The following is a 19,310-nucleotide window of genomic DNA, read 5'->3' as shown; positions in this document are numbered from 1 at the left end:
TATTTATGAGTGAATCGCACTGTTATGAATGCTTTCAGGCTAATTTAGTATACTTATCACATATTTTAAGCGCGTAAAAAAACCACTCGAAAGTGGTTTTTTCATATTAAAACGTATCGCCAGGAATTCGCACCCATCCTTCCATGAGTACTCGAGCACTGCGACTCATAATGGCCTTTTTTACAGTCCATTGATCATTAATTTTCTCGGCTTCAGCGCCCACTCTGAGTGTTCCAGAAGGATGCCCAAATCTGACTGATTTTTTTTCACCACCACCTGAGGCTAAATTGACTAATGTTCCAGGAATTGCAGCGGCGGTTCCAATCGCTACAGCTGCGGTTCCCATCATGGCATGGTGTAGTTTACCCATTGATAAAGCACGAACCGTCAAGTCGATCTCATCAGCGTGTACTGCTTTTCCGCTAGATGAGATGTAATTTTTAGGCGCAGATACAAATGCAATTTTAGGTGTATGCTGACGTTGAACCGCTTCATCAATATGCTGAATAATACCCATCTTTACAGCACCATAAGCACGAATTTTTTCAAACTTGGCCAAGGCCTCGACATCATTATTGATATGATCCTGAAGTTCAGTTCCTTCATACCCTAAGTCTGAAGCACACATAAAAATAGTTGGAATACCCGCATTAATCAGCGTCACCTGAAAGCGACCAATATCTGGGACTTCCAGCTCATCAACCACATTTCCTGTGGGAAACATGGCAGCCCCATCCTCTCCATCATCTGCGGGATCTAAAAATTCTATTTGCACCTCTGCAGCTGGAAATGTTACCCCATCAAGCTCGAAATCACCTGTTTCCTGAACATGACCATTTGTAATTGGGACATGCGCGATAATCGTTTTCTGGATATTGACCTGCCAAATCTTTACCGTACAAATCCCATTCTCTGGAATCTTTTCTGCACTCACGAGACCATTTGAAATCGCAAATGAGCCTACTGCTGCCGTAAGATTGCCACAGTTGCCACTCCAATCGACAAATGGTCGATCAATCGCAACCTGTCCAAAAAGATAATCTACATCATGATCAGATTGAGCGCTTTTAGAGAGAATGACTGTCTTGCTGGTACTAGATGAAGCACCACCCATTCCATCGATTTGTTTGCCATAAGGATCAGGGCTTCCTATCACACGTAATAAGATCTGATCTCTTGCTTTACCTGGAACTTGAGCTTCTTTGGGTAAATCATTTAAGTTAAAGAAAACACCTTTACTCGTTCCTCCACGCATATAAGTGGCTGGAATTTTAATTTGTGGTGTTGAACTCATAGCTCATTCCTTCTCTTTTAATATTTGTTATCAATCGTGATTTTTAGTTCAACACAGTATAAATGATTTTTTATGTGAACATGAGCACTTAACACTATGGTATGAATTTCCATCAATTACGATAGATTAAATTTAATTCACTCTCACAAAAACAAATTCTAATAAAATTAAATGATTGATTAAAAAATAATTAAATCATTTTCCTATAATAATTTTATTTTATTTAAATCATAAAAAACATTCATGAACGCTGACGTACTAGGCTAATGCAATTTGATCTATTACAATCTTGTAACTTATTTCAATCGTCGGGCTGAATACTTTGAATAACAAGTCTTCACAACTTCAGCGTGGCTTAAAGAATCGTCATATCCAATTAATCGCTATGGGTGGTGCAATTGGTACAGGCTTATTTTTAGGTTCCGCACACGTGATCCAATCTGCCGGCCCATCTATTATTTTGGGTTATGCAATTGGTGGTTTAATCGCTTTTTTAATTATGCGCCAATTAGGCGAAATGATTGTTCATGAACCTGTTGCAGGATCATTTAGTCATTTTGCAAATAAATATTGGGGTAAGTTTCCTGGATTCCTAGCAGGTTGGAACTATTGGATTCTTTATATTTTGGTCGCGATGACCGAATTAACAGCTGTTGCAAAATATATTAACTATTGGTGGCCTCACATTCCTGCTTGGTCATCAGTTCTTTTCTTCTTTATTATCATTACCTTAGTTAACCTCTGTAATGTTAAATTTTATGGAGAATCAGAGTTTTGGCTGTCTATTATTAAAGTAGCAGCTGTCGTGTCGATGATTATCTTCGGTCTATTCTTGTTGTTTACAGCAGGATCTGACTCTACTGCATCCTTCAGTAATCTTTGGACTCACGGTGGTTTCTTCCCTCATGGTTTTGAAGGTTTATTCTTCATGTTGGCCTTCCTGATGTTTGCCTTTGGTGGTATTGAACTGATTGGTATGGCGGCAGCTGAAGCTGAAAATCCTGAGAAAACGATTCCTAAAGCAATCAATCAAGTTGTTTTTCGTATTCTGATTTTCTATGTTGGGTCGCTTACAATTCTTCTTTCTTTAGTTCCATGGAATCAACTGCAACTTGGTGGTCTAGATAAAAGTCCATTCGTAATGATCTTCAGTCAACTGGGTATTGATTGGGCTGCTCACCTGCTCAACTTTATTATTTTGACTGCTGCGCTATCGGTATATAACAGTGGAATGTACGCGAATAGCCGTATGCTTTTTGGTTTAGCAAAACAAGGTAATGCCCCTAAAATTTTTGAAAAAACCAATAAACAAGGTGTACCTGTTCCTGCGGTATTGTTGTCAGCAGTGTTAATTTTCGGATGTGTTTTATTAAACTATTTCGCACCTGAAGATGCTTTAAGTAATTTAATTTATATTGTTGTTGGTGCTCTAGTACTTAACTGGGCGATGATTGCGTTGACTCACTTGAAATTTAAGCAAGCGATGAAACAGTCGAATACCACGTCTAAATTTCCTGCTTTATGGTCACCAGCGAGTAACTATTTAGTTCTTGGGTTTATTCTTGTCGTGCTTTACATCATGTGGACTCAGGGCTTAAGCGGTGCTGTGATCATGATTCCGATCTGGATTATCCTGATGTTGGTATTATTTAAATTACTTTACCGAAAATAGTAAGACGCATTAAAAAAGTTATTGCTAAGCAATAACTTTTTTTCAAAAATTTATTTGATCAGATTAGTATGCGTCCTTAGCTTAACTGGATAGAGCAGTTGCCTCCTAAGTGACCGGCGTGGGTTCGAGTCCCGCAGGGCGCACCATTTTCTGAGATTAATACACTTATCAACAAATTGACCCAAAATAAAAAAATAATGTCATTTCAGTCAAATTTTTGTTGCATCTCATTACCTTTATGATATGTTGTTTGTAGAGTAAAAAATAAACATTTTAGCATAAATCGTTTATTTATCAGCTCTTAAGGAAATAACTAAAAAAATTCTATTAAATTAAAAATTCACATTATCTAAGGATAGATAACATGAAATTAAAAACCATCAGTGCATCTGTATTATTTGCTTTATTACCGATTTCTGGGGCTTATGCAGCCGCAATGGATCGCTCAGGTCAATCGATAGGAGCATTTTTACAACCAAATAACTACTTTGAAGCTGGTATCTCCATTATTGACCCTGATGTATCTGGAAAAAATCAATTGGGTCCAATTAGTGATATGGGTGATGATTATTATTTTCCAAGCGCAGCTTTGAAATTACAACTTAACGAAAATTTCTCTTTCGGTATTCTATACGATCAGCCATTTGGGGCATCTGCAACTTATACAGATGGTATGATTCCTGATGATGGAGCCTTAGGTAATCGGCCACTTGCAGGCACTAATGTAAAAGTTAATTCAAATAACATTACTGCTCTTTTCGGCTTTCAACCTAATGAACAATGGAACTTTTATGCAGGCGGTGTGTATCAAGATGTGAGAGGCAACTTAACACTATCTAGTATTGGTTATAATTCAACTTTTAAACGTGATGAAGGCTACGGTTGGTTAGCAGGAGCAGCTTTTCAAATACCAGAAATTGCATTAAAAGTGTCTTTGACTTATAGATCTGAAATTGATCATGAGCTTGACACTACTGAAAATTCAAATTTAGTCGTTGGTGTAATTAACAATCAAGTTGCAACAATTGATGGACTAGTGGCATTAGCAAACGGAACACTTACATTTGAGCAAGTGGTAAGTTCTCTGCCTATTTCTGCAGAAGATAAAGCTCAAGCATTAGCAGCAAATAGTTTACGAAACAAACTACTTAATTCTGATTCAGAAAAAACTAAAATCTCCACACCTCAATCCGTTAATTTAGATTTCCAAACTGGCATTATGGCTAATACAGTTGCTTTTGCGAATGTACGATGGGTCGAATGGGGTGGCTATGGTATAGATATTGATAAATTTGGAAGTATTACCCAATTATTATCAGGTCAACGACAAAATATTATCGATTATGATAAAGATCAATGGTCTGCCACAGTTGGTGTTGGGCGAAAAATTAATGAAAAATGGGGTGGTGCTATTTCTGCCGGCTGGGATTCAGGTGCTGGTAATCCTGTAACTGCACTTGGTCCAACTGAAGGTTATTGGAATGTCGGATTAAGTGCACAGTTTAGTCCTACTCCAGCAACTTTTATCGGTGGAGGCGTCAAATATTTTTGGTTAGGAGATGCTGAAGCTCGTTCTGTTGGCAAATATGTCGGTAATTTTGAAGATAACAATGCTTGGGCATATGGCCTAAAAATGGGTTATCGTTTCTAAACTCTATTCATTTTTTGAAGAGCACTTAAGTGCTCTTTTTTATTTAATCATGAATGCCGTTGACTGACTGTATAGTTCATTTATAAATTAACGATAAGATACTGTCATTCAAAATTAAATAATTCATAAATTCAATAATTTATATAAAAATAAAATTCCTATTATTTTTATCAGAATTAAAATTCAATTATAAATTTATTTCCTTAGAGTATTTACTCTGATTCTTAATGTGTTATTTTGTGAACATAAGATTTAGGATCAGTTTAAGATAACTAATCCTCAATTCAATTGGAAAATACAAAATAATTCATTGAAGAAGATCAGGGAAAATTCAAGTGAAATTAACAAAATTATCAGCTGCTGTATTATTCGGTTTAGCATCATCAGGCACTTTTGCTGCTGCATTAGATCGTTCTGGACAATCTATTTCATCATTCCTTCAACCAGGAAATTACTTTGAAGCTGGTATCTCAATTTTAGATCCATCTGTCTCTGGTAAAGATTTATCGGGTAATCATACTGGAGATATGGCTGGTGATTACTACTTCCCTACCGCAGCTTTAAAAATACAAGCGACTGATAATATTTCAGTGGGTCTTTTATATGATCAACCTTTTGGTGCAGATGCTGAATACACAGGAACAAATAATTTTGTCGCTAGCCCAGCCGATGGTGTATTACCTGGAACTGCTTTGACAAATGGATTACCAGTAGTGACTGCTAATCCAACAGGAAGCTTTAACGGTATACCTGTAATCACAGATCCATCTACTGGATTACCAGTTGCAATCGGTTTAGGAACTCAAATAACTGGAAACACATCTGTCGAAGTTGATACTCAAAACTTATCACTGATTTTAGGCTACCAACCTACAGAAAATTTTAACTTTTATGGTGGTGCAGTCTATCAAACAGTTAAAGGTAACGTAAAACTTCGTGGTTCAGCATATAGCTTATTTAATGGTTATGATGCTGATATTCCTGAAGACAATGCCTTTGGATGGTTAGCTGGCGCAGCATATCAAATTCCTGAGATTGCGCTTAAAGCATCGATTACTTATCGTTCCGAAATTGATCATAAAGTCAATGTTAATGAAAGTATTCCTCTCATTGCGCCTCTAGGTTCTTTACTAGTGGCTTCTGGAGCATTACCAGGTTCAGCTTTAGCAGGTCTTAATTCATCTGGTGAAACTAAAATCACTACACCACAATCTGTAAATTTAGATTTACAATCTGGCATTATGGCTAACACGGTTGCTTTCGCTAATATCCGTTGGGTAGACTGGTCAAGTTTCTCTATACGCCCTCATAAATTTGGTCAATTATCAGAGCTTGCTGGTGGACTATTACCATCTTTGGGCAAACCTAATGGATTTAACCTAGTTGATTATTCTAAAGATCAATGGTCTGTAACAACAGGTGTAGGTCGTAAATTTAACGAGCAATGGGCTGGTAATGTTTCAGTTGGATGGGATTCAGGTGCAGGCAATCCTGTAACGACACTTGGACCAACAGAAGGTTATTGGAATGTAGGTTTAGGTCTTCAATATAGCCCTACTCCAGCTACGTTTATTGCAGGTGGTGTTAAATACTTCTGGTTAGGTGATGCTGATGCTCAGACAGGTGCACATAGCGCAGCAGGAAAGTTTGAAGACAATGACGCTTTAGCTTATGGTCTTAAAATCGGCTATAAATTCTAATCATTCATCAATAAAAAAAGACCACAATCATGTGGTCTTTTTTTATTTTTATACAAGTATAAATTAATTGTCTGTTATATCATCATTTAAAATAAGAAAACGACTCAAACTACAATTCCTTTTTTGCTCAATAATACTTTTTAAAAACATGGACATAATTATTTAATCTCATAACTTGATGATGAAGCAATATAAATTTGATTATATTTCAATCATTTCCGAGTATTTACTCTTTTTTTATTTATGTTATTTTTCATGCAATTTTTTCGCCATATGGCATTCATGGATGAACATCATGAAATTTAAAGTACTTTCATACTCAGTCTTATTATCTACGCTCCCATTAACTTCAATTTACGCCGCAGGATTAGATCGTTCAGGTCAGTCGATTTCAGCATTTCTCCAATCAGGTAATTATGCAGAAGCTGGCATTTCTGTTTTAGATCCCACCGTTAAAGGTTCTTCCACAGTGATTAATAAAATCACTGGTCAGGATTTAACAGGCGAAAAAATTACCGATATGGGCAGTGATTATTATTTTGTAAACACTGCTCTTAAACTACAGATTACTGACCAAGTTTCTTTAGGATTAATTTACGATCAGCCTTTTGGTGCAGATGCATTATACGATGCTAAAAATCAATCATTTGGCAATAGTTTAAGTGGTACATCAGTTGAAGTTAAGACACAAAATTTAACTGCACTCATTGGCTATCAACCCACTGAAAATTGGAATTTTTATGCTGGTCCAGTATGGCAAACAGTTGAAGCTGATATCAATTTAAAAGGTAGTGCATACCAAGTCTTAAATGGCTATAACATCCATGTAGACCAAAAAGAAGCTTACGGCTGGATTGCAGGTACTGCATACCAAATTCCAAAAATTGCATTAAAAGCATCTATCACTTATCGCTCTGAGATTAAACACAAAGCTCAGTCGAATGAAACCTCGCTCCTTCCACTTTACGCCGATGCATTAAAAAAGCCTGAGTTTAATAGATTAGATAAGATCGCTGCAGTAACTGAAGCAGTTACTCCACAATCTGTAAATATTGATTTACAGTCTGGAATTGCAACAAACACTTTGGCGTTTGCTAACCTGCGTTGGGTTCATTGGGATCAATTTACGGTTACACCTAAATTACTTGGATTAGTTGGACAGGACCTCATTTCGTATTCCGATGATCAGTACTCTGCAACCTTAAGTGTTGCACATAAATTTAATGATCAATGGGCAGCAACCACAACTGTAGGCTATGACTCTGGAGCTGGAAACCCTGTAACCACTTTAGGTCCAACTGAAGGTTATTGGAGTGTAGGCTTAGGTGGTCAATTCAACCCATCACAGCAAAGCTTTATTCAAGCTGGTGTTAAATATTTCTGGTTAGGCGATGCAACTGCTCAAACGGGTGGCATAAATGTTGGAGAATTCAGCAACAATTATGCATTAGGTTATGGCATGAAAATCGGGTATCGATTCTAACAATTGTTATAAAAAAAGGACGCTAAAGCGTCCTTTTTTTCAAAGTAATAACTTAGGCTGGAATATCACGTACAGAAGCGTTGCGGATCGCTTCTTTCAATGCAGCATAACCATTAATCGCAGGAAATTGTGGGAATTCTGCAATTACATTATCTGGCGCATCAAATAAGAAACCTTGATCTGCTTCACCGAGCATCGTGGTATCGTTATACGAGTCGCCTGCAGCAATTACACGGAAATTTAAACCGTGTAAAGCTTGCACTGCTTTACGTTTTTGATCAGGTTGACGTAGTTTATAATTTGTAATCATACCATTTTCGTCAGTTTCTAATTTGTGACAGAAAATCGTAGGCCAACCTAACTGCTTCATCAATGGATGAGCAAATTCATAGAATGTGTCAGATAAAATGATGAGTTGGAAATGAGTACGTACCCACTCAACAAACTCCTTAGCGCCTTCAAACGGTCCCATATCTGCAATAACAGCTTGAATGTCATTTAAACCTAAACCATGTTGTTTAAGAATATTTAAACGCTGAGTCATGAGCACATCGTAGTCTGGAATATCTCGAGTTGTTGCTTCAAGCTCTTTAATTCCTGTTTTTTTTGCAAAATTAATCCAAATTTCAGGAACCAAAACGCCTTCAAGATCTAGACAAACGATTTCCATGATACTGCCCTCAGCATTAATAAAATTTGCAATATCATAGCCGAAGATTGTTGAATATCGATGTAATTTTTTAAATCTATTTTATTCATAAGTATTTATTTTTATTTCATAAGATAAATCTATGAATTCAACTAAAATATACATCAAATATTTTAATATAGGACTTGTTGTTTCCAAGCCTATATCGCCAGGATTCTCATGACTACCATTCCAAGCATAGATTTAATTGATGCACTTGCATCAGAGTATGAAGATAAATCCCCTTCGGAAATTATAGCCTTAGCTTTAAATCAAACAGGTGAAATTGCCATTTCATTTTCAGGTGCTGAAGATGTTGTATTGATTGATATGGCTGCAAATTTAGGTAAACCTTTTCGCGTGTTTAGTCTTGATACAGGTCGCTTGCATTCAGAAACTTATCAATTTATTGAGACTGTTCGTAAGCACTATAATATCAACATTGAAATATGTTTCCCGGAAGCTGAAGCTGTTCAGAATCTGGTCAACGAAAAAGGACTGTTTAGCTTTTATCAAGATGATCATAAAGAGTGTTGTGGTATCCGTAAGGTTCAACCTCTTCGTAAAAAGTTAGCAACACTTGATGGTTGGATCACGGGTCAACGTAAAGATCAAAGTCCGGGTACACGTACTGAAATTCCAGTGATTCAAGCTGATCTAGGTTTTTCAGGTGAAGGTAAACAACTCATTAAATACAACCCTTTGGCGAATTGGACGAGTGCTGACGTTTGGAATTATATTCGCATGATGGAAATTCCATATAATCCATTGCATGAAAAAGGTTTTATTTCAATTGGATGTGAACCATGCACGCGTCCAGTACTTCCAAATCAGCACGAGCGTGAAGGTCGTTGGTGGTGGGAAGAAGCAACGCATAAAGAATGTGGTTTACATTCAGGTAATTTAAAAAAGTAAAAACTGTCTCACAAAGTTTTAAGCCACTGATTTAAAGTGGCTTTTTTGTACTGGCCATTCATTAAAAAAATTTATGCCCCCTCCAACAAATACGTCTATACTGATCTCTTGGATTGATAATTCTAAAAAACAATTTTAGAAATTTGCAGTGAGGCAAACCTAGACTATGCGCCCATTACACCCGCTTGATTTTATTTTCTTATCTTTGGAAAAAAGACAACAGCCCATGCATGTTGGCGGATTATTTTTATTTGAAATTCCAGAAGATGCGCCACCAACCTTTATTCAAGATTTAGTGGCAGATATTCGCAACTCAAAATCTATTCCAATTCCACCGTTTAATAATAAATTAAACGGACTGTTTTGGGACACAGACACTGAATTCGATCTTGATCATCACTTCAGACATATTGCTCTACCACATCCTGGTCGTATTCGTGAGCTACTCACCTACATTTCCCAAGAGCACAGTTCATTAATTGATCGAGCTAAGCCATTATGGATGTGTCATATCATTGAAGGCATTGAAGGGAATCGTTTCGCCATGTATTTCAAAATACATCATGGGATGGTCGATGGTATTGCAGGCATGCGTTTAATTGAAAAATCACTCTCTCATGATCCAAATGCAAGAAGTATCGTTCCGCCATGGTGTGTTGAAGGTCCGCGTGCTAAGCGACTTAAAACACCTAAAGTAAGCCGTGCAAAACAAATCTTGTCTAATTTGAAAGGTCAAGTGCAGTCTACACCGGGTGTATTCAAAGTGCTGTCTGAAACTGTCTTTAAAGATATGGGACGTAATCCGGACTATGTATCTAGTTTTCAAGCCCCAAGTAGTATTCTGAATCAAAAAGTCAGCTCATCACGTCGTTTCGCTGCTCAGTCATATGAGTTTAAGCGTCTCAACCATATTTCAAAATCACTGGGTGTGACCATTAACGATATTGTGCTTGCGATTTGTTCCGGTGCTTTACGTGAATATTTAATCAGTCAAAGTGCTTTACCAGAAAAACCATTAATCGCTATGGTTCCTGTCTCCGTTCGTACGGATGATTCAGATATGTCAAATCGTATTACGATGATTCTGGCGAACTTAGCGACACATAAAGCCGATCCATTAGAACGACTCGATCTTATTCGTCGTAGCGTAATGAATGCGAAACAAAAATTCAAACGCATGACTTCAGATCAGATTCTCAACTATAGTGCCTTCGTATATGGTCCTGCAGGTTTAAATATCATCTCTGGTTTAGCACCTAAACGTCAGGCATTTAACCTCGTTATTTCTAACGTACCAGGACCTAAAGAGCCGCTATATTGGAACGGAGCACGTTTGGACGCACTTTACCCTGCTTCTATCGTACTTGATGGTCAAGCATTGAATATCACAATGACCAGTTATATGGATAAATTAGAAGTCGGTTTAACCGCATGTCGAAATGCTTTGCCTAAGATGCAAAATTTATTGACCCATTTAGAAGATGAGATTCAACGATTTGAAAAAATTGTGGGTCTACCTGAAGATGAAAAACCGCAGATTATGAAAAAGGCTACTAAGCGTAGTACAGCAAAGAAACAAGTAGTAGCGGATATAGAAATTGCAAATGAAAAACCAGCTTAAGGCTGTATATTTCGATATTTACAAAAAAATTAAGGGGCTTTAAAAAGGCCCCTTAATTTTTAATATTACGACACTGCTTGATTAATTGCTGACAGAGCGAAACGACCATCGCTTGTGTAACTCGAACTTCTTGACCTTGATCGTTGAGCATCAAGCAAGCGCTTTTGTTTGAATCCACAATTTGACGATGGCTACCCGCTAATTGTTCCGTTAAATTCATGCCCACTTTGACCTCACTTTGCTAAGACAACATCGCTGTCTTTGGCTATTCGATTTGATTTCTTAAGTATTGAGAAATCGAGATCGAATGTAAAATCTCAGTTGTAACAAGTGTTTAACGATATTCTGTTACAATTTCAATTCAAAATGATATCGTATTGCTCTTGCGTGTATAAATTTTCGACTTGGAACTTAATGACACGTTTCACAAAATGCTCTAAATCAGAGACGGCCGCAGCTTCTACGGTTAATAATCGATCCACAACCGATGGATGCGCAACGACAGTAAAGTCAGTCTGAGACTCAAAATCTCGAGCATATCTTAATATCTCTCGAAAGATTTCGTAACAAACAGTCTCGGCACTTTTCACATAACCACGTCCCTGACACGTTGGACAAGACTCACATAACAAATGTTCAAGTGATTCACGCGTCCGTTTACGCGTCATTTCTACTAAGCCAAGCTCAGACACTTGGGTGATTTTAGTTTTTGCATGGTCACGTTCTAAGACTTTTTCAAATTGCTTAAGCACTTCATCACGGTGTGAGGCCTCTTGCATATCAATAAAGTCAATAATGATAATTCCACCTAAGTTGCGCAGTCTGAGTTGACGCACAATGACTTGTGTCGCTTCCATGTTGGTCTTAAAGACGGTGTCCTCAAGAGAGCGTCCACCTACATATGAGCCTGTATTGACGTCAATAGTGGTCATGGCTTCCGTCTGATCAATCATCAGATAACCACCAGACTTTAAAGCAACACGTGTTTGCAATGCTTTTTGAATATCCGTTTCAACATTGTATAAGTCGAATATCGGACACTCACCAGGGTAGTGTTTCAGACGATCAACCATATTTGGTACAAACTCAGCCACAAACTCTTGTAGCTTGCCAAACACTTCTCTTGAATCGACTTGAATTTTTACCGTATCTTCATTTGCCAGATCACGGATGATACGTTGAGGAAGTGGCAGCTCTTCAAAAATAAGAGATGGAACCACGACACTTTTTTGTTTGCGCTGAATAAATTCCCAAAGTTTTGCCAAATACGCCATATCTTGCGCAATAGCGGCCTCTTCGATCCCCTCTGCTGCAGTTCGGACAATGACAGAACCAGGTAACTTATGTTCAGCTTGAATCCGCTCAATGATCGAACGTAAACGATCACGCTCTTCTTCTGATTCGATTCGCTGCGACACGCCAGTATGATGTCCATAAGGCATCATCACCAAATAGCGAGAAGGAATGGAAAGATCAGTACTTAGACGCGCACCTTTTGTGCCTAACATATCTTTCATAACCTGCACTGTCAGAATCTGACCCGGTTGCAGAAGATCAAATACATTTGGCGTCGGTTGATTACGAGGCCAAATCATGTCATTGATATGTAAAAAAGCAGTACGAGATAAGCCAATGTCTACAAATGCCGCTTGCATACCAGGCAATACACGGACCACTTTGGCTTTATAAATATTCCCGACTAAACCACGTTTAGCGTTGCGTTCAACAAATAGTTCGTTGACCGTCCCATTTTCAACTAACGCCACCCGACACTCCATTGGGGTGACGTTAATCAACAACTCGTCAGACATAAAAAACACTCAAAACATTATAAAAATTTTTTAAAAGGTTAATTTAGTGCCTTAACCATTTTTCAATATTTGATTCAGTAACTGTGATGTTTCATGTAAAGGCAAACCCACCACATTGGTGTAACTACCTTCAATACGAGGAACGAACTTTGCGGCGATTCCTTGTATTGCGTAAGCCCCTGCTTTTCCTACAGGTTCCCCAGTTGACCAATATTCTTCCATATCATGATGACTGAGTGATTGAAAATCAACCTTTGTGCTCACTACCGTACTTATTGTTTTATGTTGTGAAGCCACACAAAGGCCACTGAGAACTTCATGCTGACGCCCTGACAAGGATTGCCAAATTTCAAACGCATGTTGCTTCGAGTCAGGTTTGCCAATAATTTGCCCATCTAAACTGAGGCTTGTATCTGCGGCAATGACCACCGCATCTGGAAATTGTGCTAAAACAACCTGAGCTTTTTGTTCTGCCAAACGTCGAACATAATCATGCGCTTGCTCACCATCATGTACAGACTCATCGATTTCTGGACTAAAAATATCAAATTTCAGTCCAAGCTGTGCAAGCAGCTCTTTACGCCGAGGCGAGCTCGACGCCAGAATTAAATTCGCCATTTTCTAAGCAAATAATACAAGATGGGCCAAGTTAAAATACTGCTCATTAGTGGCTGCCAATGACGAGTAATCGAAAATTGCATATCGGAAATAATTTGTGCAAAAAGGACATAAATCAAATGTGCCAATATAGCAACACTAGCGATTGCCCAAGTATTTCCAAACGTCATTAAACGGCGTTCACGCACAAACCAACGGATGGTAAATGTTAGTAAAACGAAGCTTAACGCATGTAATCCAAGGGGTGCATCAAGCAGTAAATCGGTAAATAATCCGACTGCAAAAGCAAACCAAACGCCACACCATGTCGGTTGAAGCAAGATCCAATACACCGTAATCATCAACATGATCAGCGGTCGCCATCCTGCCAATGTATAAGACAGAGGATACACCACCAACACCGAACCAATAATGATTGAAAGCACGATGATCCATAGAGGATCACGTGTTTTAACTGATGATATTTTTTTAGCGCTGAGCATGAGGTTGCTCCATGGCTAATGAGTCTGAGAACAGTACCACCACATAGTGTCCACCTGCCAATTGAGCTGCAGGTTTCACGTCTATCTGCGCAAACTCACCGGTATTTTCACGTTTAACTTTGGACACTGTTCCGACCAAATAACCCGCAGGAAAATGTTGTCCTAAACCTGAACTATACACCTTGTCCCCGACTTTGACGTTAGCGCTGGTCGGTACATATTCCATTTTCAAACGACCTAAATCACCAGTGCCTGACACAATGGCACGCATCCCAGAGTTTTCAAGACGTACCGATAGGGAGTGTTCTTTATCTGACAATAACATGACACGGCTACTGTGCGGATAAACATTGATGATCTGCCCCATGATACCGTTATCATCCAACACCGTTTGCCCGACACGCAGTTGGCTCGCAGCACCTCGGTTAATGATAATGATATGACGTAACGGATCAGCATCTGTGCCGATCACCTCAGAGATTTCCATACGACCGTCAATGATCAAAGGCGTATCCAATAATCCACGTAAGCGCGTATTTTCAGCGGAGAGTTCTGAGAGTTTTTGAAGGCGAACCTGAGCCTGAAGCAGCTCTGCCTGCATCGCAGTATTCTCACGACGCAATTGCGCTTCAGACTTGGTTTGTTGACTGAGCCATTCTTTCGATAAAACGGGATAACTTGCGATGGCATAAATGGGATTGTATGCCGCGTACAAGACATCTCTTGCTGGTTGAATCAAGTGTGGGGCGCGCCAATTAAACATTAACACGAACAAACACACGATGACTGCAATGATGAAAGAGCGAAAAGATGGCGGTTGTCTTGAAAACAGATTCGGTTGCACCGCCTCGTCCTTAAATTAAATTACAGAAAATTAACCAACAAACAGCATGTCATGGTTCGGGTTGTCAAAGAGTTCTAAGACTTTACCACCACCACGTGTTACGCAAGAAAGTGGATCTTCAGCAACTACTACTGGCAAACCTGTTTCTTGTGATAATAACTTGTCTAAGTTACGTAATAACGCACCACCACCAGTCAATACAATACCGCGCTCCGCGATATCTGATGACAACTCAGGAGGTGTTTGTTCAAGCGCAGATTTCACTGCAGAGACAATGCTTTGCAATGGATCAGTGATTGCTTGAGTAATTTCATCAGAAGTCACCGTAATTGCGCGCGGAACACCTTCCGCCAAGTTACGACCACGAACTTCGATTTCTAGCACTTTGCCATCTTCATCCGGAAGTGCCATACCCACTTCTTTCTTGATGGTTTCAGCTGTCGTTTCACCAATGACGCAACCGTGTGCTTTACGAACATAATGAATAATTTGTTCGTCAAAAACATCACCACCAATGCGCAATGAATCTGCATAGACACAACCTTGCAATGAAATGATTGCAATTTCAGTTGTACCACCACCTACGTCTACGACCATCGAACCACATGCTTGCTCAACTGGCATGCCTGCACCAATCGCTGCTGCCATTGGCTCTTCGATTAAACGTACATCACGTGCGCCTGCATTGAATACAGCCTCACGAATCGCACGACGCTCAACCAAAGTTGATTTACATGGCACACACACCACAACACGCGGCGCTGGTGGGAAAAGACGCTTTTCATGCACTTTACCAATAAATTGGTTTAACATGGTCTCAGTGACTTCGAAATCCGCAATCACGCCATCTTTCATTGGACGAATTGCAGAAATATTCGCAGGGGTACGACCAAGCATTTGCTTAGCATCCAAGCCAACAGCGGCAACTATTTTTTGTGAACCACTGTGACGAATTGCCACAACAGTCGGTTCATTTAATATAATGCCCCGTCCTGGCGCATAAATTAGTGTATTAGCGGTGCCTAAATCTATGGCTAGATCTGGCGAAAACAAGCCAATTAGTCGTTTTAGAATCACGGGTCGTTCTCAGTTCAACGTTATATAGACGTAAGATGGCAACTTTAACTAAATGTGATGCTTTGGACAAGTCAATCGCTTATTATAACGCATGATATTTTGAATATTTTTATTACTGATTAGGTGAGACAGCATGTCAGCATCAGATGCTCAGCAATCTGCAGATTTAAATGCACAAACCGTTTCAAGCATTGCACACTTAGCACGCTTGTCTTTGGATGACACTCAATCTGCTGAATATGCTCAAAGTTTGAATAAAATTTTAGGAATGATGGAAACCTTGAAAGGCATTGATACCGAAGGTGTTGAGCCACTTAAGAGTCCATTTGACCATCCGCAGCCATTACGTGAAGACGCTGTGTCTGAACAAAACCATCGTGAAGACTATCAAGCCGTTGCACCAGCTGTGCAAGACGGTTTGTATCTCGTTCCACGTGTAATTGAATAATTGTTCAGTTTTGCCCTATTTAAATTTTAGTTAAGAATTTTTCTCATGACAGATTTACATCGCTTATCGGTTCGTGAACTTATCGATGGTTTAGCAACCGCTAAATTCTCTTCACGTGAATTGACGCAACATTATTTAAACCGTATTGAAAAAATTGATGCGCAAGTCAAATCTTATGTCACTGTGACTGCTGAACAAGCATTGGCTCAAGCAGACGCAGCTGATGCAGCGATCAAAGCAGGTACAGCGACCGCTTTGACTGGTTTGCCTATTGCGCATAAAGATATTTTCTGTACGCAAGGCATTAAAACCACGGCTGGTTCTAAAATGCTAGACAACTTTGTCTCTCCGTACGACGCAACCGTTGTAGCGAAAGCTAAAGCTGCGCGCCTAGTGACTTTAGGTAAAGTGAACATGGACGAATTTGCCATGGGTTCTACATCAGAGTCATCTTACTTTGGTGCAACGGCGAACCCTTGGGCGCTTGACCGTGTTCCGGGTGGTTCTTCAGGTGGTTCGGCTGCGGCAGTTGCAGCTGACCTTGCACCGTTTGCGACTGGTACAGATACAGGCGGTTCAATCCGTCAACCTGCATCGTTCTGTGGTCTTACAGGCTTAAAACCAACCTATGGTCGTGTATCACGTTTCGGTATGATTGCCTATGCATCATCACTTGACCAAGGCGGTCCAATGGCACGTTCGGCAGAAGACTGTGCGTACCTTATGAACGTGATGGCAGGTCATGACGCAAAAGATTCAACTTCTGTACAAAAAGATGCTGATGATTACGTTGCAAACTTGAACGGCACATCTGTAAAAGGATTACGTATTGGTATTCCAAAACAGTACTTTAATGTTGAAGGTTTAGCTACTGACGTTAAAGCTCGTGTTGAAGAATCTCTAAAAAAATTGGAAGAGATGGGCGCAACGCTTGTTGAAATTGACCTCAACATGACTGAGGCATATGTTCCAACCTATTACCTGATTGCCCCTGCTGAAGCATCTTCTAACTTGTCACGTTTTGACGGCGTACGTTATGGCTACCGCTGTGAAGATCCAAAAGACATCATGGACCTATACAAACGTTCTCGTTCTGAAGGTTTTGGTGCTGAAGTTCAACGCCGTATCTTGATTGGTACTTATGCGCTGTCTGCAGGTTATTACGATGCGTACTATGTCAAAGCACAAAAAGTACGTCGTTTAATCCAACAAGATTTCTTAAAAGCATTCGAGTCTGTTGATGTGATTGCTGCGCCTTCTGCGCCGACAACGGCGTATAAGATTGGTGCAAACCTTTCTCCAGTTGAAATGTACTTGGGCGATATCTATACCATCGCGGTCAACCTTGCAGGTCTTCCTGCGATTAACGCGCCTGTTGGTTTTGATCAAAATGATTTACCTGTTGGCTTACAGTTGATTGGTAACTACTGGTCAGAATCTCAATTGTTGTCTGTGGTGCACCAATACCAACAAGCAACTGATTGGCACACCAAACGCGCTGCAATTGCTGAGGAGAATGCATAATGGCGAAGAACAATGCAAAACCTAAGTCAAATTTGATTGATGGTTGGGAAGTCGTTATTGGTATTGAGATTCACACTCAACTTGCGACTAAATCTAAAATCTTCTCAGGTTCTTCAACTGAATTTGGTCAAGACCCAAATACACAAGCGAGCCTTGTTGATTTGGCAATGCCGGGCGTACTGCCTGTATTGAACAAAGAAGTGGTTGATCTTGCGATTCGCTTTGGTTTGGGTATCGATGCTTACATCGACCAAGCATCTGTATTTGCACGTAAAAACTATTTCTACCCTGACTCTCCAAAAGGCTATCAAATCAGCCAAATGGACAACCCGATTGTGGGCTTGGGTCATATCGACATCCAACTTGAAGATGGTACAGTTAAACGCATTGGCGTGACACGTGCGCACCTTGAGGAAGATGCAGGTAAATCGATTCATGACCAATTTGAAGGGATGTCAGGTATCGACTTAAACCGCGCAGGTACACCACTTCTTGAGATTGTATCTGAACCAGATATGCGTTCGGTTGAAGAAGCTGTTGCCTACATTAAAGCGATTCACACCCTTGTGCGTTGGTTAGGCATTTCTGACGGCAACATGGCAGAAGGTTCTTTCCGTGCCGACTGTAACGTGTCTTTACGCCGTCCGGGTCAACCATTTGGTACACGTTGTGAATTGAAAAACTTGAACTCATTCCGTTTCATTGAACAAGCGATCAATGTTGAAATTGAACGTCAAATGGAAATCTTGGAATGGGACGGTACCATCGACCAAGAAACGCGTTTGTTCGACCCTGTGAAGATGGAAACACGTTCAATGCGTTCGAAAGAAGAAGCGAACGATTACCGCTACTTCCCTGACCCTGACTTATTGCCTGTGATTATTGCAGACGAGCAAATTGAAGCGATTAAAGCGACCATGCCTGAGCTTCCTGCTGCACGTCGTGCACGTTTTGTGGCTGACTTTGGTGTCACTGAGTACGATGCTCACGTTTTAACACTGACTCGTGAAATGTCAGAGTTTTATGAAGAAGTCGTAAAAGCTGCGGGCGGTGCTGCACAAGGTAAGATTGCTGCAAACTGGGTGATGGGTGAATTCTCCGGTGCTTTGAACAAAGCTGGCTTAGAGTTGGCTGACTCGCCTGTAACAGCTGAGAAACTTGGCGGCATGATTGCGCGTATTGTGGACAACACCATTAACGGTAAGATCGCAAAACAAGTGTTCGGCTTTATGTGGGAAGAAGGCAAAACTGCGGACGAGATTATTGCGGAAAAAGGCTTGAAACAGGAAACTGATACAGGCGCAATTGAAGCGATCATTAAAGACGTTCTTGCTGCTAACGAGAAAATGGTTGAAGAGTATAAATCTGGTAAAGAGAAAGCCTTTAACGGTCTTGTTGGTCAAGTGATGAAAGCAGCGAAAGGTAAAGCCAACCCTGCGCAAGTCAATGAATTAATGAAGAAATTGATTGGTTAATCTGATC

The 19,310-nt window shown here is 39.8% G+C and carries 17 protein-coding genes and 1 tRNA gene; 10 read left to right on the top strand and 8 right to left on the bottom strand.

Annotated elements, in window-relative coordinates:
- Nucleotides 1-106 precede the first annotated feature (106 nt).
- Complete coding sequence (gene prpF / locus FTV32_RS04920; protein ID WP_180028094.1) at nucleotides 107-1,294, bottom strand: 2-methylaconitate cis-trans isomerase PrpF; 1,188 nt, start codon at nucleotides 1,292-1,294, stop codon at nucleotides 107-109.
- 322 nt (nucleotides 1,295-1,616) lie between these two features.
- On the opposite strand from prpF, the gene FTV32_RS04915 reads away from it, so the two are divergent.
- The 5 genes from FTV32_RS04915 to FTV32_RS04895 all read left to right on the top strand — a co-directional run bounded on the left by FTV32_RS04915 (nucleotide 1,617) and on the right by FTV32_RS04895 (nucleotide 7,800).
- Nucleotides 1,617-2,966 carry an amino acid permease gene (locus FTV32_RS04915; RefSeq protein ID WP_180028093.1) on the top strand — a complete coding sequence of 450 codons (1,350 nt, stop codon included), beginning with the start codon at nucleotides 1,617-1,619 and terminating at the stop codon, nucleotides 2,964-2,966.
- A gap of 70 nt (nucleotides 2,967-3,036) precedes the next feature.
- Nucleotides 3,037-3,112: transfer RNA gene (locus tag FTV32_RS04910), tRNA-Arg, on the top strand.
- 218 nt (nucleotides 3,113-3,330) lie between these two features.
- Nucleotides 3,331-4,617 carry an OmpP1/FadL family transporter gene (locus tag FTV32_RS04905; protein WP_179998572.1) on the top strand — a complete coding sequence of 429 codons (1,287 nt, stop codon included), beginning with the start codon at nucleotides 3,331-3,333 and terminating at the stop codon, nucleotides 4,615-4,617.
- Nucleotides 4,618-4,952: 335 nt separating this feature from the next.
- Nucleotides 4,953-6,317: an OmpP1/FadL family transporter gene (locus FTV32_RS04900; protein ID WP_092767002.1), complete on the top strand. Its 1,365-nt coding sequence runs from the start codon at nucleotides 4,953-4,955 to the stop codon at nucleotides 6,315-6,317.
- Between the two features lie 295 nt (nucleotides 6,318-6,612).
- Complete coding sequence (locus FTV32_RS04895; protein ID WP_180028092.1) at nucleotides 6,613-7,800, top strand: OmpP1/FadL family transporter; 1,188 nt, start codon at nucleotides 6,613-6,615, stop codon at nucleotides 7,798-7,800.
- Between the two features lie 52 nt (nucleotides 7,801-7,852).
- Here FTV32_RS04895 and thrH read toward each other — a convergent pair whose 3' ends face one another.
- Nucleotides 7,853-8,470 (bottom strand): bifunctional phosphoserine phosphatase/homoserine phosphotransferase ThrH, encoded by a 618-nt coding sequence (gene thrH, locus FTV32_RS04890; protein WP_035269809.1) that lies wholly within the window; start codon nucleotides 8,468-8,470, stop codon nucleotides 7,853-7,855.
- 198 nt (nucleotides 8,471-8,668) lie between these two features.
- On the opposite strand from thrH, the gene FTV32_RS04885 reads away from it, so the two are divergent.
- Nucleotides 8,669-9,403 carry a phosphoadenylyl-sulfate reductase gene (locus FTV32_RS04885; protein WP_035269807.1) on the top strand — a complete coding sequence of 245 codons (735 nt, stop codon included), beginning with the start codon at nucleotides 8,669-8,671 and terminating at the stop codon, nucleotides 9,401-9,403.
- A gap of 166 nt (nucleotides 9,404-9,569) precedes the next feature.
- Nucleotides 9,570-11,024 (top strand): wax ester/triacylglycerol synthase family O-acyltransferase, encoded by a 1,455-nt coding sequence (locus tag FTV32_RS04880; protein WP_180028091.1) that lies wholly within the window; start codon nucleotides 9,570-9,572, stop codon nucleotides 11,022-11,024.
- A 52-nt stretch (nucleotides 11,025-11,076) separates the two neighbouring features.
- Here FTV32_RS04880 and FTV32_RS04875 read toward each other — a convergent pair whose 3' ends face one another.
- From FTV32_RS04875 to FTV32_RS04850, 6 genes are all read right to left on the bottom strand, one after another.
- Nucleotides 11,077-11,244 carry a PA1571 family protein gene (locus FTV32_RS04875; protein WP_171076802.1) on the bottom strand — a complete coding sequence of 56 codons (168 nt, stop codon included), beginning with the start codon at nucleotides 11,242-11,244 and terminating at the stop codon, nucleotides 11,077-11,079.
- A 136-nt stretch (nucleotides 11,245-11,380) separates the two neighbouring features.
- Nucleotides 11,381-12,835 (bottom strand): ribonuclease G, encoded by a 1,455-nt coding sequence (gene rng, locus FTV32_RS04870; protein WP_035269804.1) that lies wholly within the window; start codon nucleotides 12,833-12,835, stop codon nucleotides 11,381-11,383.
- A gap of 51 nt (nucleotides 12,836-12,886) precedes the next feature.
- Entirely contained in the window at nucleotides 12,887-13,453 is a 567-nt protein-coding gene (locus FTV32_RS04865; RefSeq protein ID WP_180028090.1) for a Maf family nucleotide pyrophosphatase, read from the bottom strand.
- The gene (mreD, locus tag FTV32_RS04860) at nucleotides 13,441-13,935 is read right to left on the bottom strand and encodes a rod shape-determining protein MreD (RefSeq protein ID WP_092766998.1); all 495 of its coding nucleotides are present in this window, start codon (nucleotides 13,933-13,935) and stop codon (nucleotides 13,441-13,443) included. Before mreD ends, FTV32_RS04865 begins: the two co-directional genes overlap by 13 nt.
- Entirely contained in the window at nucleotides 13,922-14,779 is an 858-nt protein-coding gene (mreC, locus tag FTV32_RS04855; RefSeq protein WP_180028089.1) for a rod shape-determining protein MreC, read from the bottom strand. Before mreC ends, mreD begins: the two co-directional genes overlap by 14 nt.
- 30 nt (nucleotides 14,780-14,809) lie before the next feature.
- Nucleotides 14,810-15,856 carry a rod shape-determining protein gene (locus tag FTV32_RS04850; protein ID WP_035269793.1) on the bottom strand — a complete coding sequence of 349 codons (1,047 nt, stop codon included), beginning with the start codon at nucleotides 15,854-15,856 and terminating at the stop codon, nucleotides 14,810-14,812.
- A 133-nt stretch (nucleotides 15,857-15,989) separates the two neighbouring features.
- Between FTV32_RS04850 and gatC the strand changes: the two genes are divergently transcribed.
- From gatC to gatB, 3 genes are read left to right on the top strand one after another with little or no spacing between them, the layout of a single operon-like run.
- Nucleotides 15,990-16,304, top strand: a complete 315-nt coding sequence (gene gatC / locus FTV32_RS04845) for an Asp-tRNA(Asn)/Glu-tRNA(Gln) amidotransferase subunit GatC (protein WP_180028088.1) — start codon at nucleotides 15,990-15,992, stop codon at nucleotides 16,302-16,304.
- Nucleotides 16,305-16,349: 45 nt separating this feature from the next.
- On the top strand, nucleotides 16,350-17,828 hold the full coding sequence (gatA, locus tag FTV32_RS04840; protein ID WP_180028087.1) for an Asp-tRNA(Asn)/Glu-tRNA(Gln) amidotransferase subunit GatA: 1,479 nt from the start codon (nucleotides 16,350-16,352) through the stop codon (nucleotides 17,826-17,828).
- Entirely contained in the window at nucleotides 17,828-19,303 is a 1,476-nt protein-coding gene (gene gatB, locus FTV32_RS04835) for an Asp-tRNA(Asn)/Glu-tRNA(Gln) amidotransferase subunit GatB (RefSeq protein ID WP_180028086.1), read from the top strand. The genes gatA and gatB overlap by 1 nt, the downstream gene beginning before the upstream one ends.
- Nucleotides 19,304-19,310 lie beyond the last annotated feature (7 nt).

Source organism: Acinetobacter sp. YH16032 (assembly GCF_013417345.1).
GTDB lineage: Bacteria > Pseudomonadota > Gammaproteobacteria > Pseudomonadales > Moraxellaceae > Acinetobacter.
Note: the sequence above shows the minus strand (reverse complement) of the source record. Positions and strands in the feature narration are given on the sequence as shown.

Coding starts and splice junctions, on each gene's coding strand:
- FTV32_RS04895 (WP_180028092.1), top strand. CDS start 6,613: ATGAAATTTAAAGTACTTTCATACTCAGTCTTATTATCTACGCTCCCA.
- FTV32_RS04905 (WP_179998572.1), top strand. CDS start 3,331: ATGAAATTAAAAACCATCAGTGCATCTGTATTATTTGCTTTATTACCG.
- gatB (WP_180028086.1), top strand. CDS start 17,828: ATGGCGAAGAACAATGCAAAACCTAAGTCAAATTTGATTGATGGTTGG.
- thrH (WP_035269809.1), bottom strand. CDS start 8,470: ATGGAAATCGTTTGTCTAGATCTTGAAGGCGTTTTGGTTCCTGAAATT.
- FTV32_RS04865 (WP_180028090.1), bottom strand. CDS start 13,453: ATGGCGAATTTAATTCTGGCGTCGAGCTCGCCTCGGCGTAAAGAGCTG.
- prpF (WP_180028094.1), bottom strand. CDS start 1,294: ATGAGTTCAACACCACAAATTAAAATTCCAGCCACTTATATGCGTGGA.
- FTV32_RS04885 (WP_035269807.1), top strand. CDS start 8,669: ATGACTACCATTCCAAGCATAGATTTAATTGATGCACTTGCATCAGAG.
- rng (WP_035269804.1), bottom strand. CDS start 12,835: ATGTCTGACGAGTTGTTGATTAACGTCACCCCAATGGAGTGTCGGGTG.
- mreD (WP_092766998.1), bottom strand. CDS start 13,935: ATGCTCAGCGCTAAAAAAATATCATCAGTTAAAACACGTGATCCTCTA.
- FTV32_RS04875 (WP_171076802.1), bottom strand. CDS start 11,244: ATGAATTTAACGGAACAATTAGCGGGTAGCCATCGTCAAATTGTGGAT.
- gatA (WP_180028087.1), top strand. CDS start 16,350: ATGACAGATTTACATCGCTTATCGGTTCGTGAACTTATCGATGGTTTA.
- gatC (WP_180028088.1), top strand. CDS start 15,990: ATGTCAGCATCAGATGCTCAGCAATCTGCAGATTTAAATGCACAAACC.
- FTV32_RS04880 (WP_180028091.1), top strand. CDS start 9,570: ATGCGCCCATTACACCCGCTTGATTTTATTTTCTTATCTTTGGAAAAA.